The 16,511-nt window shown below is 53.8% G+C and carries 11 protein-coding genes, 1 pseudogene and 1 riboswitch; of the genes and pseudogenes, 9 read left to right on the top strand and 3 right to left on the bottom strand.

Annotated features, from left to right (window positions below; translation table 11 throughout):
• Positions 1-24: 24 nt before the first annotated feature.
• The 6 genes and pseudogenes from M3G15_RS03500 (at position 25) to M3G15_RS03525 (ending at position 7,773) form a co-directional block, all read left to right on the top strand.
• Positions 25-1,632, top strand: a complete 1,608-nt coding sequence (locus M3G15_RS03500; RefSeq protein ID WP_260070086.1) for an extracellular solute-binding protein — start codon at positions 25-27, stop codon at positions 1,630-1,632.
• Between the two features lie 246 nt (positions 1,633-1,878).
• On the top strand, positions 1,879-2,826 hold the full coding sequence (locus M3G15_RS03505; RefSeq protein WP_009223835.1) for an ABC transporter permease: 948 nt from the start codon (positions 1,879-1,881) through the stop codon (positions 2,824-2,826).
• 17 nt (positions 2,827-2,843) lie between these two features.
• Positions 2,844-3,716: a carbohydrate ABC transporter permease gene (locus tag M3G15_RS03510; protein WP_009223834.1), complete on the top strand. Its 873-nt coding sequence runs from the start codon at positions 2,844-2,846 to the stop codon at positions 3,714-3,716.
• A 100-nt stretch (positions 3,717-3,816) separates the two neighbouring features.
• The gene (locus tag M3G15_RS03515) at positions 3,817-5,442 is read left to right on the top strand and encodes an extracellular solute-binding protein (protein WP_260070087.1); all 1,626 of its coding nucleotides are present in this window, start codon (positions 3,817-3,819) and stop codon (positions 5,440-5,442) included.
• 76 nt (positions 5,443-5,518) lie between these two features.
• Positions 5,519-6,670 carry a Gfo/Idh/MocA family protein gene (locus M3G15_RS03520; RefSeq protein WP_009223832.1) on the top strand — a complete coding sequence of 384 codons (1,152 nt, stop codon included), beginning with the start codon at positions 5,519-5,521 and terminating at the stop codon, positions 6,668-6,670.
• Positions 6,671-6,691: 21 nt separating this feature from the next.
• Positions 6,692-7,773: pseudogene (locus M3G15_RS03525) on the top strand (Gfo/Idh/MocA family protein).
• Positions 7,774-7,864: 91 nt separating this feature from the next.
• On the opposite strand, the gene M3G15_RS03530 reads toward M3G15_RS03525, so the two are convergent.
• The gene (locus M3G15_RS03530) at positions 7,865-8,566 is read right to left on the bottom strand and encodes an SDR family NAD(P)-dependent oxidoreductase (RefSeq protein WP_260070088.1); all 702 of its coding nucleotides are present in this window, start codon (positions 8,564-8,566) and stop codon (positions 7,865-7,867) included.
• A 203-nt stretch (positions 8,567-8,769) separates the two neighbouring features.
• On the opposite strand from M3G15_RS03530, the gene M3G15_RS03535 reads away from it, so the two are divergent.
• Complete coding sequence (locus tag M3G15_RS03535) at positions 8,770-9,150, top strand: hypothetical protein (RefSeq protein WP_260070089.1); 381 nt, start codon at positions 8,770-8,772, stop codon at positions 9,148-9,150.
• Between the two features lie 56 nt (positions 9,151-9,206).
• On the opposite strand, the gene M3G15_RS03540 is transcribed toward M3G15_RS03535, so the two are convergent.
• Positions 9,207-10,025 carry a protein-glutamine gamma-glutamyltransferase gene (locus tag M3G15_RS03540; protein ID WP_009223828.1) on the bottom strand — a complete coding sequence of 273 codons (819 nt, stop codon included), beginning with the start codon at positions 10,023-10,025 and terminating at the stop codon, positions 9,207-9,209.
• 142 nt (positions 10,026-10,167) lie between these two features.
• On the opposite strand from M3G15_RS03540, the gene M3G15_RS03545 reads away from it, so the two are divergent.
• Both M3G15_RS03545 and M3G15_RS03550 read left to right on the top strand, forming a co-directional pair.
• The gene (locus M3G15_RS03545; protein ID WP_260070090.1) at positions 10,168-12,120 is read left to right on the top strand and encodes a BglG family transcription antiterminator; all 1,953 of its coding nucleotides are present in this window, start codon (positions 10,168-10,170) and stop codon (positions 12,118-12,120) included.
• Between the two features lie 118 nt (positions 12,121-12,238).
• Positions 12,239-14,206, top strand: coding sequence for a fructose-specific PTS transporter subunit EIIC (locus M3G15_RS03550; protein WP_009223826.1), 1,968 nt, complete (start codon positions 12,239-12,241; stop codon positions 14,204-14,206).
• A gap of 48 nt (positions 14,207-14,254) precedes the next feature.
• Here the strand turns inward: M3G15_RS03550 and M3G15_RS03555 are convergent, their stop codons facing one another.
• Positions 14,255-16,072: an APC family permease gene (locus tag M3G15_RS03555; RefSeq protein ID WP_260070091.1), complete on the bottom strand. Its 1,818-nt coding sequence runs from the start codon at positions 16,070-16,072 to the stop codon at positions 14,255-14,257.
• Positions 16,073-16,229: 157 nt separating this feature from the next.
• Positions 16,230-16,410, bottom strand: a riboswitch (cyclic di-AMP (ydaO/yuaA leader).
• Positions 16,411-16,511 lie beyond the last annotated feature (101 nt).

Below are 16,511 nucleotides of genomic sequence, written 5' to 3' on the forward strand. Positions count from 1 at the left end.
TCCCAACGAGGAAGGAGAGTTCGCATGCCCCTTTTGAGGTCGTGGTTATCGAAGCTGGCGGTCATCGCTATTCTGTGCGTCCTGACAGGCTGCAGCGGATTTGGGGATACGGATCGGTTGGGCTGGGCTGACGGCCCTCTCCCAAATTTTGATTCGGACGGATTCACTGCCAATCATGACGGCTGGACAACGCTTCGCATTGAGCTGTTTGAGCGAAGCAACAAACCGATCGGCGCCCCCACAATTACCGATAATACGATGACGCAGTACATTCAGGAGCATTTCGGAAATCCGGAGCGGATCAAGATCGAATTTGTCACCGTCCCCCGGGCGGAAGAAGTCCGGAGGCTGCAGGTGTTAATGGCCGCAAATCAAGCGCCGGATATCGTGTTCACCTATGACCTGCCTACCGTCTACAATTTCTACACCCAAGGGAAATTATCCGATTTGTCGCCTCTGTTGGACCAATACGGTTCAAGGTTGAAGGAGCTCCTCGGGGAAGAGGTGTTGAGTTATGGGCGGAGGCAAGGAACACAGTTTGCAATTCCCGCAAGGCGGGTGTTGACGGCCCGAACGACGACCTTGATCCGGGAGGATTGGCTCCGGGAGGCCGGACTCTCCCTGCCGGAGACGACGGAGGAGTTTTACCAGGCGCTCCAAATGTTTAAAAAGAATCGGTTGCAAAAGACCGGAGAGGTCATCTATCCTTACGGTCAAATCGATTATTACCATACCGCCCCGCTGCAATACTCGTTCTGGGATTGGGACCAGATCACCGAGGAGGACTTATACGCCGAGCCGGGTTGGACGATGCCCGGGAACAAGGAGGCGTTCCGGTTCCTGAACCGCCTGTATCACGAGGGGCTGATTGATCCCGATTTTCATTTGGACCGATTCGCCCAGCAATTTCAGAAGGATCTGGTGAACGGCCGGGTTGGAGCCGCATCCCCCAATACGAATGAGCCGGTTTATATGGGATATCTGGCTGAACTGTTAAAGAACGACCCCGATGCCATCCTAACGCCAATCGATCCCTTCACAAGCGCCAGCGGCAAGAAGTGGAAGCCGATCCTGGAAAACACGGGCATGTACATCATGGTTCCGAAAACGAGCAAAAACGCCGAAGCAGCGATTAAATATTTGAATTGGATGGCGCAGCCGGAGAACATTATCACGCTGCAGAACGGCGTGGAGGGCGTGACCTACCGGATGGAGGACGGTGTGCCGGTAACCCTGGAGAACGAGGATGTAAATCGATTGTTATTTAATTTTTTTGACTACTGCATCATTTTAAATGGAAAATATGTCAGCAGCCAGGACGAACGCTTGAATCTAAAAGCGAATGCGACCAACAAACGCTTTGAAGAGTTTACGCGCAAGAGCGTGGAGTACGGAATGAATGACGGGATCGAAACCCCGCGCATTCATGCGATTTTGCCTTCCGAAATTCGGTATGCCGCTGCTTTAAATGAGAAGAACGACGAAATTTTCGTAAAGGTCATTACGGCGTCTCCGCAAGCCTTTGATACCGTTTACGACGAGGAGGTCGCAGAGTATCTCGCCATGGGCGGACAGCAAGTTCGCGAGGAGAAGCATCGAGCGTATCAAATGCAAAACGGCGGAACACCATAAGCTGCTGCACTTTAGAAATCCAATCATCCCAGAGAGGGGTTATCCCTTTCTGGGATGATTTTTTTAGGCGCTTAACCCTCCTTCCGCCCCCCTGAATAAACAAAGGATAGTCATATAAAAAAGGTGAAAACCCCCGCAGGAAAAAGAGAAGAAGCCCCCAAAAAAGGAGAATTTCCTGCCATCCGCCCCTGTTGTATAGTAAGCAGCAACCAAGCCATGAACTTACCACCCGAAAGGAGGATGCCGATGCAAACGGAAGTCAGGCAGGCCCGTGCCCCGCTCCCCGTTAAACGACGGAACAGCATGGCGGCCTTCAAGCGGCAATGGCCATTGTATCTGCTGATGCTCTTGCCGATGACGTTCTTTATCGTATTTAAGTACATTCCAATGGCGGGCGTCGTAGTTGCTTTCAAGGACTACAACATTTTTCAGGGGATCTGGGCCAGCGAGTGGGTCGGATGGGACGTATTTCGCGAGATCTTTGGGATGCCGCAGTTCTATAAGGCGCTGCGCAACACCTTGATGTTAAACGTCTTCTCTCTGCTGACGTTCCCGGTTCCGATCATCCTGGCGATTATGCTGAACGAGCTGCGGGTCCATTGGTACAAACGCGTAAGCCAAACCTTGCTGTATCTACCCCACTTCATCTCTTGGGTCATTGTCGGCGGGATGGTGCTTCAATTACTCGCGACCAATACGGGCAGTGTCAACGAGTTGATCAAGAGCCTCGGCGGCCGGCCGATTCCGTTCCTCGAGGACACGGTGCTTTGGATTCTGACCTACACAGGAGCCGGGGTTTGGCACTATGCGGGCTGGGGAACGATCCTTTATTTAGCAGCGCTTACAAGCATCAATAAAGAGCTGTATGAAGCCGCCGAAGTAGATGGGGCCAGTCGGCTGCGACGAATCTGGCATATTACGCTTCCTGGGATTAAGCCCACGATCGTGGTGCTGTTTATTATCCAAATCGGCCATATGGCGGATATCAGCTTCGAGCAGCCGTATGCCCTGCAGAACGGCTACGTCATGGATGTCGCTCAGGTGATCAGCACCTATGTGTACACGGTGGGCATTCAATCAGCGCAATTCGCGCTGGCAACCGCCGTGGGATTGTTCCAATCGGTCATCGGGCTGATTCTGCTGCTCACGGCCGAACTCATATCCCGAAAAGTAAACCAGCAAGGCATCTTCTAGCCAAGGAGGGAGCTCACGTGATCCGGAATCCGGTTGATAAAGTGATCGATACAATCGTCATCGTGGTCATCGGTTTATTTGCCTTGTTTTGCGTCGTGCCGATGATCCATATCTTTGCCTTATCCTTCAGCGGCAACCGGGCCATTATGTCCGGGGAGGTGTTCCTGTGGCCGGTCGACTGGAACTTCCATTCCTATTCCGCCGTATTCGGGGACATCTCCATGATGCGGTCCCTGTTGCTGACGGTGATTCTGGTCGTCGTCTATACCGCGGTCGCCTTGGTGATGACCATTATGGCCGCGTATGCGTTAAGCCGCAGAAACTTCAGAGGCCGGAACGTGATGTTTGGGCTCATCATCGTCACGATGTTTTTTAACCCGGGGATTATCCCCAATTACTTGCTGATCAAAGAGCTGGGCCTGCTCAATTCGCCACTGTCGCTCATTTTGCCCCTGATGATTAATGCGTTCCTGCTGATCATTATGAGAACTTCCTTCTCCGGCGTTCCTCATGAGCTGGAGGATTCAGCCTGGATGGATGGCTGCGGCCATTTCCGCTTTCTGCTCCAGGTCGTGCTGCCGCTTCAGTTGCCGATCCTTGCGACCATCGGGCTTTATTCGGCCGTGGACCGTTGGAACATGTTTCAGGACGCTTTGTTTTACATCAACGATAAAAATTTGTACCCGCTCCAGCTCAAACTTTATCAGATGGTCATCAACAGCCAGGTGAACGATGCCACGGCGCAGGAAGGCTTTAACGCCGCGACGCCGATTCCCCAAGGCATTCAGTCAGCCAGCATTATGTTTGCTACCGTGCCGATTTTGCTGGTCTACCCCTGGCTGCAGAAATATTTCATTTCCGGCATGCTGCAGGGGGCCATTAAAGGATAGGCCCTAGCCTGGCGGGAAGCAGCCCGATGTTGATAGCTGCTCTTCGGTCTCGATACCGAAGGTCACTATATTTAAACCAAATCAAAAGGGAGGCAACACCATGCGCAAACCATTTCGCTCCTCGATGTTCGCCTTAGTGGCGCTGGTCATGGCCGCAAGCTTCGCTTTGGCGGGCTGCGGCGGCGGAGGAAGCAACAGCTCATCCAGCGGAAACGGAAAGGACAGCGGCGGGAACACCACAGCTACGAACAATGCCAAGGAATCCGCACCGAAGGGGGAACGCATTACCTTAAAGGTGGAGCTGTTTGACCGAAACAATACGCCGGCTGGGGAACCGCCAATTACGGATAACTTCATGACCCAGTATATCCAGAAAAGCTTTGGCGACCCGAACAACATCGACGTTGAATTCGTGACGGTGCCGCGCGCCGAAGAGGTCGATAAGCTGAACGTCCTGATGGCCTCAGGCTCTGCTCCGGACATTGTGTTCACGTACAGCAAGCCTACCGTGCAAAACTATGTAAAAAGCGGAGGCTTAACCGACCTGGGACCGCTCATCGATCAATACGGCCCCAATTTGAAGAAGGTGCTGGAGCCTTCCCTGCCCTACGGCGTATTTGACGGGAAGCAATACGTCATCCCGGCACTGCGCGTGATTCAAGCCCAAAGCACGACCTTCATTCGCAAGGACTGGCTCGATCAACTGAACCTTCCGCTTCCGCAAACGACGGAGGAATTTGTGAATGCCATGCGTGCTTTTAAAGAGAAGGATCCCGGCAAGACGGGTGGCAAGGTCATCCCCTACAGCTACATCGACGTGTTCCATATGATGCCGTTGGTCAATTCCTTCTGGAAATGGGATGAAATCACGGATAGAGATCTGTACTCGGTTCCGAGATGGCTGCAACCGGGGAGCAAGGACGGTTACCGGCTGCTCAACCAGATGTACAGTGAAGGACTGATCGATCCGGACTTCGCGCTCAGCGACGACTTCAGCCAAGCTTTTGCCCAACAGGTTGTGAACAGCATTGCCGGGGCAGGCACGCCGAACACGAATGAGCCGGTCTATAACGGGTACTATGCCAACCTGAAAGCGAACAATCCGGACGCGGTACTGGAGGCGATCGATCCGTTCTCTACCCCGGACGGGAAGCATCCAAAGCCGGTGTATGACCCGATTGGCGCATACATCATGGTTCCGGCAACAAGCAAAAACGCAGAGGCGGCTGTGAAATATTTGAACTGGATGGCTGACCCAAGCAACATTCTCGTGCTGCAAAACGGCGAGGAAGGCGTCTCGTACGAAATGAGCGAAGACGGGCTGCCGGTGCTGCTGAATACGCCGGAAGCTCAGAACCTGCTGTACAACTATTACGATTACTGCATCATCCTGAACGGCAAATACATTTCCACCGAGGATCCAAACAAGAACATTGCCGCCAATGCCTTCGATCCCGACTTCAAAGATTTCACCGTCAAGAGCATCCAAGTCGGAACGAATGACGGGTATACCCTGCCTCGCGTAGATATCGCGGTGGATGCCGAGATCAAATATGCCAAAATTCTGGAGGATTTCGAAAAAGAAATGCTCGCGAAGATCGTCACGGCCAAACCGGATCAATTCGACAAGGTCTATGACCAGAAGGTCGAGGAATACATGGCCATGGGCGGCAAAGCTGTCATGGAAGGGAAACAGGCGGCTTACGACGAGTTTTACAAGAAGTAACAGATAACGGATCGGGCCTTTCGGAGTTGTTCTTCGGAGAGGCCCGATTCACATCCAAGCTAAGGAGGGAACCCGAGTGATCCATGTAGCAGTGATCGGAGCCGGTGCGATATCCCCGGCCCATATTCAAGCGTATTTGCAATTCCCGGAGCGGTGCCGGATCGTGGCGATCTGCGATATTTATCCGGAGAAAGCTCGGCAAAGGGCGGAGGAGTTTCAGTTGGATGCGGACATCTATGCCAACTATTCCGAATTGCTCCAGCGCAGCGACATCGACCTGGTCTCCGTGTGCACCCCGCCGTATACTCACGCGGAGACGGCGATCGCTTTTTTGAACGCGGGCAAGCATGTGATTGTCGAGAAGCCGATGGCCTCCTCGCTGGAGGAATGCGATCGGATGAACGAAGCCGCGGAGCAGAGCGGAAAAATATTATCCGTCGTGGCCCAGAACCGGTTCACGACTCCTATGATGAAGCTGAAGAAGGTGTTGGACACGAAGCTGATGGGGCCGATCGTGCACGCGCAAGTCGACTCTTATTGGTGGAGAGGCCACTGTTACTATGATCTGTGGTGGCGAGGCACCTGGGAGAAGGAAGGCGGCGGCTGCACGCTGAACCATGCGGTGCACCATATCGATATTTTTCAATGGATGAACGGCATGCCGGCGGAGGTCACTGCAGTGATGAGCAACACCTCCCATGACAATGCCGAGGTGGAGGACATCTCCATCGCCATCGCCCGCTACGACAACGGGGCGCTGGCCCAGCTCACCAGCTCCGTTGTGCATCACGGCCAGGAGCAGCAGTTAATTTTCCAGGGGAAGCACGCGCGTGTGTCTGCACCGTGGAAAGTAGCGGCTTCTGTTTCCAAGCCAAACGGATTCCCTGAGCCGGACGTAGAGCTGGAAGCGAAGATTCAGCAGGCTTACGATGAGCAACCTGAGCTTCGGTATGAAGGTCATCGCGGCCAAATTCAAGACGTGCTGAATGCGATTGAGCATGGGACACCCGTGCTGGTGGATGGCATTCAAGGCCGCAGAACGCTGGAGCTGATTACGGCGATTTACCAATCCGCAAGTACCGGCCAGACGGTGAAACTGCCGTTGGGTCCGGATAGTCCCTTTTATACACGGCAAGGGATATTGCAGAACGCGACTTATTTTTACGAGAAGAAGACCAGCATCGAAAACTTCAGCGACAATACGATCACCTCGGGGGGCAACAGCTAATTCACGAAAGGGGCAGACGCCATGACGAAGGAGCAAGATGGCATGAATTATGCGCCGAAAGGAAAACTCAATCCGGTAGTTGGAACAGGCGAATTTCGCTTTGCGGCGATCGGATTGGATCATGGGCATATCTACGGAATGTGCAACGGGTTGATCGAGGCCGGGCGGAGCTCGCCGCGGTGTATGACCCGGATCCGGAAAAGGTGAAGCGGTTTGTCGATACGTTTCCGCAAGCGAAGGCAGCGGCGTCCGAGGAGGAGATTTGGGAGGATCCGCAGATCCGGTTGATCGCCGCAGCCTGTATTCCTTCGGAACGATGCGCACTCGGGCTTCGGGCGATGGAGCACGGCAAGCATTATTTTGCGGATAAACCGGCGTTTACGACGTTGGAGCAGGTCGAACAGGCGCGACGGAAAACGGAACAGTCCGGTCTTAAATGGGGGATCTATTACGGGGAACGCCTGCATGTTGAGAGCGCTGTGTTTGCCGGCCAGCTAATCGAGGAAGGCGCCATCGGGCGGGTCGTCCAGGTCATTGGCACAGGGCCGCATCGCGCTAATCCCAAGGCCCGGCCGGAATGGTTCTTTGACCCCGACTGTTACGGCGGGATATTATGCGATATCGGGTCCCATCAGATCGAGCAATTCCTGCATTACGCAGGCGCTAAGGATGCGAAAGTGCTGCATAGCAAGGTGGCCAACTACAAGTTCAAGGAATACCCGCGATTTGAGGACTTTGGCGATGCAACGCTGGTAGCGGATAACGGGGCGACCTTCTACTTCCGGGTGGATTGGCTGACTCCCGACGGTTTGGGGACGTGGGGCGACGGCCGCACCCTCATCTTGGGGACGGATGGCTACATCGAAATTCGCAAATACATCGACATCGCCCGGGAAGCTTCCGGCAATCATCTCTATTTAGTGAATCATGAAGGCGAATTCCACTATGACTGCTCCGGGAAAGTGGGATACCCTTATTTCGGCGCATTTATTTTGGATATCCTCAACGGAACGGAAACTGCCATGACACAGGAGCATGCCTTTAAAGCGGCGGCTTTATGCATTGAGGCGCAGGCGCAAGCGATTCGGATTGAAACGGATTAAGAAGAACCCGTGGAGCAAGGAAGGGGCTAACCCAACCGTCATCGTGGATGATGGAGGAGCAGCCCCTTTCTTGGCCTATAGCGCATTGAAATTACAGCGGCATCGCTTTCCCGTCGATACCAATCATCACGGCGTGGGTATCCGCGTCCAGCTTCCCTTCGGCCAAGTCGAGAATCGCCCGCGCCGAATCCCGCGGATCGCCGGGCGCCTGACTGCCGCCCATCGGGGTCCGTATCCAGCCTGGATGCATGGCGTACACGCTGAACCCCTGCGGCACCAGCTCCTTGCGCAGCTGAGCGGTAAAATAGTTGAGTGCGGCCTTGGACAACGCATACGGATAATCGCCGCCATATGCCCCGGCAAAACATCCGGCCTCCGAGGATACGTTCAGAATCAAGGGCCGATCACTCTCTTTCAGCAGCGGCAGGAAATGCTTCACCATCTTCATCGGGCCGTACAGATTGGTGCGGAACGTATTCTCCACCGCCGCGAATTCCAATCGCTCGATCGGCTGCTCCCGTGCCAGCAAGATCCCCGCGTTGTTGATCAGCGCGTCCACCGTTCCCCATCTGGCAGCCATGGCCTCCTTCGCTTGAGCAATCGAATCTTCCTCGTCGACATCCAGCTCAAGCAGCGTCAGCTTCCCTTGCGCCCCCTCCTGCCGTGCCTTCAACGCTTCCACGTTCGTATCCAGCGAGCGCATGCCGGCAGCCACCTCATGGCCGCGCCGCAATGCTTCCCCAACGATTTCCAATCCAAGTCCCTTCCCCGCTCCTGTTACGATCAGTTTCATCGTTCAACCTTGCCTCCTTTGGTTGCTATGAATCCGTTTACATTTCTAAGTGCTGATGAGTCCATGGTCCAATGCATCCCCATCTTAGCATATTCGCGCGCATTCCGGTACAAAGCAGATCACTAGCAAAATGAAGGACACGAACCTGCGGCACAAATGCCCATCTCCGCGAATATACTGCAGCAAGAACAAAGGAGGAATGGATGGAAATGCCTAATATGTATTCACCTTACGGCGGTACGCCAAGCCAAGTAAGCCCGATGAGCCAAGAGCCGATGGGATACAATCACAAGAAACAAATGATGGAAATGTGTAAAAAATATCATCACCACCTCATGCAAATGGAAGGCAACGACGGCAGAATGTATGAAGGGATCATCGACGGAATGGACGACGACCACGTGTACCTGCTCGTTCCGGTGGGAGATATGGATGATCGCGCGTTCGGTTCCCCTTATGGCGGTTACCCTCCCTACGGTGGCTTTGGTTACGGTTACGGCTATCCGCGCCGCTTCCGCCGCTTTATCCGCCAGCCGTATCCGTTTTTCTTCTTCAGAAGATTTTTCTTCCCGTTTTTCTTCTAAACTTAAACGCAAAAAACAACAAGGCCTCCTGCAATTTGCGGGAGGCCTTGTTGTTCTTAGGCTTGGCTGGAATTGGTGTGATACGCTTCGTTGTGGGAGCCGCGACGGCGATAGACGGTGCTGCCGATCCGGGCATACACGCCCCGCAGGGATCGGATATGATCGTAATTGGGATAAATGATCAAATCAAGCAAGTACGCCGATCGCCGGCTGCCGGGTATTCTTCTCCGATTAAGTGCGTCGATGATTCCGGCGGAAGAATGGATGCCGATGCCATGGCCATAATAGCGGTCTTCGCCCAGCATAATGACGTTCTCCCCTTGCCATTCCGGGGTTTCGGGATTATGGTCCGGATTTTTGAAATAGAGAATATCTCCGGGATAGGGCCCCAGACGCAAACTTCCTTGACGAAAACCCAGATCACTGTCATACTGCCAATCGTAAAGAAGCAGGTTGGTAAAATACGTATTAAACGCCCGACTGCCGATCTGATCCAGTACAGCCTTATACATCACGATCATCATCGCCATCGAGCATTCGAAGCCATAAAGCGGACCGTTCCGGTAAATGTCGAGAATGGCATCCGCCGGCGCTACTCCGTTTCTTAGCCGAAACCCTCCCTCCTCCGTGCGGTTCCAATACAGCTCATTGCATCGGGATTTACGGTAGACGGCAAATTGGGCCCCGCTTCCATTCAGCGCCAAGGCCGAATCGACGATCGAGTTGCGGAGAGCCAGTTCGAACAGCAATTCATCTAAAGAACCGTAACGATAGGGCACCGGGCTTCGTTCTTGAGCCTGCACGATTTCCCTTTGAAGCGGAGGCAGCGTCATTTGAGCAAGTTGACTCTTATCTTGTGGCGGCAGTAGGATCAAACCTATTCCCCTCCTTGTCAATATTCAGGTGAATCTAGGTTAGTGTACGTGCGGATGTCTGGATTGGTGCCCGGCCGTATCGAATCTACCTGTTCCAGAAATGCTAATCCCATAATTTATATGAAGGGGGTGACGCGAAACGATGAACGACCGTCAGAAGGATATTTTACATATGCTGCTTACCGATGCCCGGCCCCACTTGGTGATCCGGGATATTGCCTTGCACTTTGGCTGTTCGGAGAAAACTATACGCAACGATCTGGATGAAATCGATCAGTATTTAACCCAATCGTCAAATGCCCGTCTGGTCCGCAAGCCCGGATACGGGGTCGCCTTGGACATTTCCGAGCCGGACAAAGCCCAAATCACCGCAGAACTGCTCCGATCCCGGTCCATCAAGCCAAAGGAACAGGAAACGGAGGAGGAACGGCTGATCGCCGTGGCCTACCGGCTCTTGATGGAGACGAAGCCGGTAACGATCCAAGAGCTGGCCGACAAGCACTACACCAGTAAGACCGTGATCAAAAAAGACTTGGACGCTTTGCGGGATTGGCTCGCGAAATGGGACCTGATCGTCGTTTCCAAGCAAAAGGTCGGCGTCTTGATCGAAGGGAAAGAACGGGATAAGCGCGCGGCGTTGTCCAAGCTGTCCCAACTCACCGGCGAAGCAGGCCAAGCCTTCATCAAGGATCGATTTGCTCCCCATGAGCTCGATATCGTCACTCGGGAGCTCAAGCAGCTCGAGCTTGATGCGCAGCTTGCTTTTACGGATGAAGCGTTCGACAATCTGCTGATTCATACGCTGCTGATGATTCGACGAACGAAACTGAAACAGCCGATTACCTTCTCCGAGCAAGAGAAGGTCTTTGTCCGCGGGAAGCCGGAGTTCCGCTGGACGGGAGCCTTCATCCGGAAGCTGGAGCGCTTCTTCGCCGTGCGCTTCCCGGAGGATGAAGTAGCTTATCTGACCGCTCATATTCTGGGCGGGAAGATCCGATCCCGGGCGCGGATCGAAACGGCGGAGCCCGGAGCAGATCCATCCGCGGAAACGGCGGAGGCCCGCGGTTTAGCAGAGACGCTCGTCCGGAAGATGTCCGCTTTGACCTGGGTGGATTTTGGCCAAGACGAGGCTTTGATGGAAGGGCTGCGCATTCATTTATATTCAACGTTGAACCGGTTAAGCTACGGGCTCACCGTATCGAACCCGATGCTGCAGGATATCAAGAGAATGTATCCCTACATGTTTGATATGGTGATTTATGCGACGAGAGAGTTAAGTGAAGGGTACCCCTTCACCATTCCTGAAGAGGAGGTCGCTTATTTGACGCTGCATTTTCAGGCCGCTGTGGAACGGCTGAGCCAGCCGGCTGAGGGAAGGAAGCGAATCGTGACTGTCTGCCATATGGGGGTGGGCATGTCGCAGATCTTGCGCAGCAAGCTGGAGCGGAAGTTCCCCGAACTGCATGTATTGGATTCCGTTCGGAAAGCCGATCTCCCCGGGTATTTGGCTCACCATTCGGTTGACTTTATCATCTCCACAATTCCTTTGGAGAATGTGAACGTCCCCTATATCACGGTATCCCCGCTGCTGGAGACTGGCGAAACGCAGAAGATCGCCGACTTCATCGGCAAGTTGGACCAAGAATCCGGTCACGCCGAACACGCTGGCTCGATTCTGGGCATGTACACGCAGCCTTCGCTCATCTTCCCGCGCCTGACCATCGGCCATCGATTCGAGCTGATCGAGCTGTTAGGGAACGAGCTCGCCAAGCAGGGGTTCGTTGAGCCGGATTACGCGCATCAGGCTTTGCTGCGGGAACGGCTCTCGTCCACGACCATCGGCGGCGGCATCGCAATCCCCCATGGCGATCCGAAGCTGATTCGCACCTCGCGGATCGCTGTTGCCACCCTGGAAGAGCCGTTGGAATGGCAGGAAGAGAAGGTGTCCGTCGTATTTATGCTGGCGCTTGCCCCGCAGGAGCAAGAGATGACGAAAAAACTGTTCCAGCGCCTGTCCTTGCTAAGCGAACAGCCTTCAACCGTTGAGCGGCTCGTGCAGGCACGGACTCCCGAGGAGCTGCTCAATTGCTTATAGGGAAAAAAATCAGTTTTTCCGCAACTTCCGGTAATATAAAGTTCTTTTCCGTCGTTCCTTTTGCGATAAGATGAGTCATGTAAACGATTTCGATCTTTGATTACAGGAGGAAACATCCATGAAACTACTGGCGATTACCTCATGTCCCAACGGGATTGCCCATACGTACATGGCGGCGGAAAATCTGCAAAAAGCCGCCGACAAGCTAGGTATTGCCATGAAGGTCGAGACCCAAGGCTCGATCGGAGTGGAAAACGAATTCACGGAGGAAGATATCCGCCAAGCGGACGGCATCATCATCGCGGCCGACAAAACGGTAGACAAACGCCGGTTCGTCGGCAAGAAGCTGCTCGTTGTTGGTGTGCAGGAAGGCATACGGAACCCCGAGGCGCTGATCCAACAGATGATTCGCGGAGAAGTGCCGGTATACCAAGGACAGGATAACAATGAAGGTACGCCGGCCAAACAGACCGGCGCCAAGCAGCAAAACGCCTTTTATCGCCACCTGATGAGCGGTGTCTCGTATATGATTCCGTTTATCGTCGTGGGCGGTCTCTTGATCGCCATCGCTCTCTCGATCGGCGGCGTACCTACGCCGGGCGGCCTGCAAATTCCAGAAGACTCGTTCTGGAAAACCATCGAGAAGCTGGGATCTGCGTCCTTTACGTTTATGGTACCGGTGCTAGCCGGGTTCATCGCGTTTAGTATCGCCGACCGGCCGGGTCTCGCTCCCGGGATCATCGGCGGTTACATCGCCGCCAATGGCAGCTTCTACGGAAGTGAAGCCGGTGCCGGCTTCATCGGCGGGATCATCGCCGGTTTCCTGGCGGGTTACGTTGCACTTTGGATCAAGAAGTGGAAGGTGCCGAAAGCGATCAATCCAATCATGCCAATCATCATCATCCCGGTTCTCTCTTCGCTGATCGTAGGTCTCGCCTTCATTTACCTGCTTGGCGGCCCGATCGCCCAAGTGTTTGAATGGCTGACCAACTGGCTTGCCAGCATGCAAGGAGCCAGCTCGATTCTGCTGGCCTTGATTCTGGGCGCCATGATCTCCTTCGACATGGGCGGTCCGGTTAACAAGGTAGCGTTCATGTTCGGCTCCGCGATGATCGCGGAGGGGAACTATCAAATCATGGGTCCGATCGCCGTTGCGATCTGTATTCCGCCGATCGGTCTGGGCCTGGCAACGTTCTTGTTCAAACGCAAGTTCCATAATGCCGAACGGGAATCCGGCAAAGCCGCCTTTACGATGGGCTTGTTCGGGATCACCGAAGGTGCGATTCCGTTCGCATCGCAAGACCCACTGCGCGTTATTCCCAGCATCATGGTCGGCTCGATGACAGGTTCCGTCATCGCCATGCTGGGCGGCGTCGGCGACCGCGTAGCTCACGGCGGTCCAATCGTTGCCGTACTTGGCGCCGTTGACAATGTCCTCATGTTCTTCGTGGCCGTCATCGCGGGTTCCATCGTTACGGCCTTAATGATCAAATTGCTGAAGAAAGAACAGGTCGAGCCTCAGCTCGCCGAAGCGAGCGCTGCGGACGAGGCGGCTCCAGCCATGGAAACGCCACGTGCGGAGAACGTCCGCCCGGTAAGCGTGCCGGCTGCCGAAGCTCAAAGCACAGTTCGCAAGCTGACGGATATCATCAGTTTGGATCTGATTGAGCCTTCCCTGTCCGCGTCAACACGGGACGGGATCATCGACGAAATGATTGCAAAGCTGAACGCTGAAGGTGTGCTGACCTCCTCTGCTGAGTTCAAGCAGGCGATTCTGAAGCGCGAGCAAGAAAGCTCTACCGGCATCGGCATGAACGTCGCCGTACCGCACGGGAAGTCGGTGGCGGTGCTGAAGCCAAGAGTCGTATTCGGGATCAAGCCGGAAGGCGTGGATTGGAGCAGCGCGGACGGAACGCCCGCTAAGTTGATCTTTATGATCGCTGTCCCTGCCGAAAACAAAGGCAATGAGCATTTAAAAATTCTGCAAATGCTGTCCCGCAAGCTGATGGATGACGCATTCCGCGAACAGCTGCTGCAGGTGAAAACCAAACAGGAAGCTTATCAGCTGCTGGATCAAATTCAATAATTAAACTAAGGTCCCCCGAGCCGTTGCGACGGCTTCGGGGGAATTTGCTTATTTTTGCAAATGATAAGGTACAGTCGCAATGACGATATCTTTCTTGTTAAACAAATAAGCTCTAAGCAACAAGCTCGACTGATTATGCAAAATATTCTGCCACCAGTGCCGAGGAATAAACTGAGGAATCAGGACGGTAATGTGATCGGTCTCCGCCGTTTTCCATTCCACGGTATCAATGAACTTCATCAGCGGCCGGATAATGCTGCGGAAGCTGGAGCGCAGCGTAATGAGCCGAACCCCCGGATTCCATTCCTCCCACTTCTTCTCCATCCGTTCGATGTCCTCATCATCAAATCCGACATACACCGCAACAACGTTATCCGTCAGCGATTTGGCGTAGCTTAACGAGTTCATCACGACACGGGTAACGCCCGCCACCGGCACGACGATCGTGCTGCCCTTTATGCAAGGTTTGTCTTTATCGATGTCAATCCGAAGCTGGTCGGCGATATTGATATAATGTCGATGGATCTGGTAGAAAATAAACATCACGAGCGGCAAGAAGATAAATACGAACCAGACATGTGAAAACTTCGTGATAATGAAGATGAGCGTAATGCCCAGCGTCGTCAGCATGCCAATCGTGTTAATCGTAAGCCGGAACACCCAACCTTGCGGCTTGCGCTTGATCCAGCGCACCATCATCCCCAGTTGGGACAAGGTGAACGGAATAAATACCCCAACGGCATAGAGCGGAATCAGGCTTTCCGTGTCGCCGTGGAATCCAAGAACCAGCAGCGCCGAGGCTACGCCCAGGAAGATAATTCCGTTTGAAAAGCCAAGCCGGTCACCGCGCACCATAAACGCATGCGGCATGTATTTATCTTTGGCGAGCATAAACGCCAGCAGCGGGAAGGCCGAATAAGCCGTATTGGCTGCCAGAAACAGGATTAACGCTGTAATGCCCTGGATCAAGTAGTACAAGATCCCGCGCCCAAAGGTCGATTCAGCGATTTGAGATATTACGGTGGCCTTCGGATCCGGAGCAATTCCGTACCAATAGGCCAGCGCACTAATACCGATAAACATGGTGCAGAGAATGACACCCATCATCACCAGCGTGGTTGCGGCATTCCGCTCCGCCGGCGGCTTGAAGTTCGGAATGGCGTTGGACACCGCCTCAACCCCGGTTAAGGCCGAGCACCCCGAACTGAACGCCTTGAGCAGCAGGAACAAGCTGACGTTGGATACGGCCGTCCCGAACTCCGGTGCGCTGGTATGAATCCCGCCAGTCCAATACTTGTAGAGTCCCGACACAATCAGGACGAAGATGGAGGCCACAAATAGATATACCGGCACCGCCAGCATTGAAGCCGATTCCGTGACCCCACGCAGGTTCATGATGGTCAGTATAGTAATCATCAGGAGGGCGATCAGCACCCGCTGATCATGCAGCATAGGGAATGCGGATGTTATGGCATCTGTACCGGCTGACGAACTTACAGCTACCGTCAGTATATAATCAATAAGCAGCGAGCCGCCGGCCAGCAGTCCGGTTGACCGCCCCAGGTTATCCATCGCCACGATATAGGCCCCGCCCCCGGTCGGATAGGAGAAAATCGTCTGGCGGTACGACAGAATCAGAATCAACAGAAGCCCAAGTACCGCAAACGAGATCGGGATCGAATACCAGAGCGCGGAAAATCCCGCCGCCATCAGGACGATCAAAATCTGCTCCGTACCGTATGCCACGGAGGACAACGCGTCCGACGACAATACGGCCAATGCCTTAAGTTTGCTTAGCTTTTCTCCTTCAATTTCGGTACTTTTCATCGGTCTGCCGATCAGTACCCGCTTCAGTTTGCTTACCATGATGAAATCCTCTTTTCATTCTCAAAATAGCCTTCAATCCTGATCCGCTCGTAGTCCTTTAGGCTTCCCATTCCTGCAGCGAACAACACAAAAAGGCCGCAGGAAAGTTGGACCTTCCCGCAGCCGCTTTAAAAAGTTCAAGCAGATCACTGCGACAATTCCCTCTTTCGGACGCTTACGGAGTTAGCTGACGGATTCGGGCACGAAAGCAGCCCTACGCAGTTTGGCCAAGTTGGCCAAATCAAGCGATTCACCCCGGAAACCCGCCCTTTTGGACGCGTTTCATTGGTTCCCCCGTTTCTTTCTGAAATAAAGAAAGAACTCAGCGATCAGGTATTTTCGCCATATCAAATTGCTACGGATGAATCATACTCCCCGCCTCAAGAAGTGTAAAGATGAGGAAAAGGCGAATGGGTCGGAAAATGGGATCGACCTTGTT

The sequence above is a fragment of the Paenibacillus sp. p3-SID1389 genome (assembly GCF_025151705.1).
In the GTDB taxonomy this organism is placed as follows: domain Bacteria; phylum Bacillota; class Bacilli; order Paenibacillales; family Paenibacillaceae; genus Fontibacillus; species Fontibacillus phoenicis.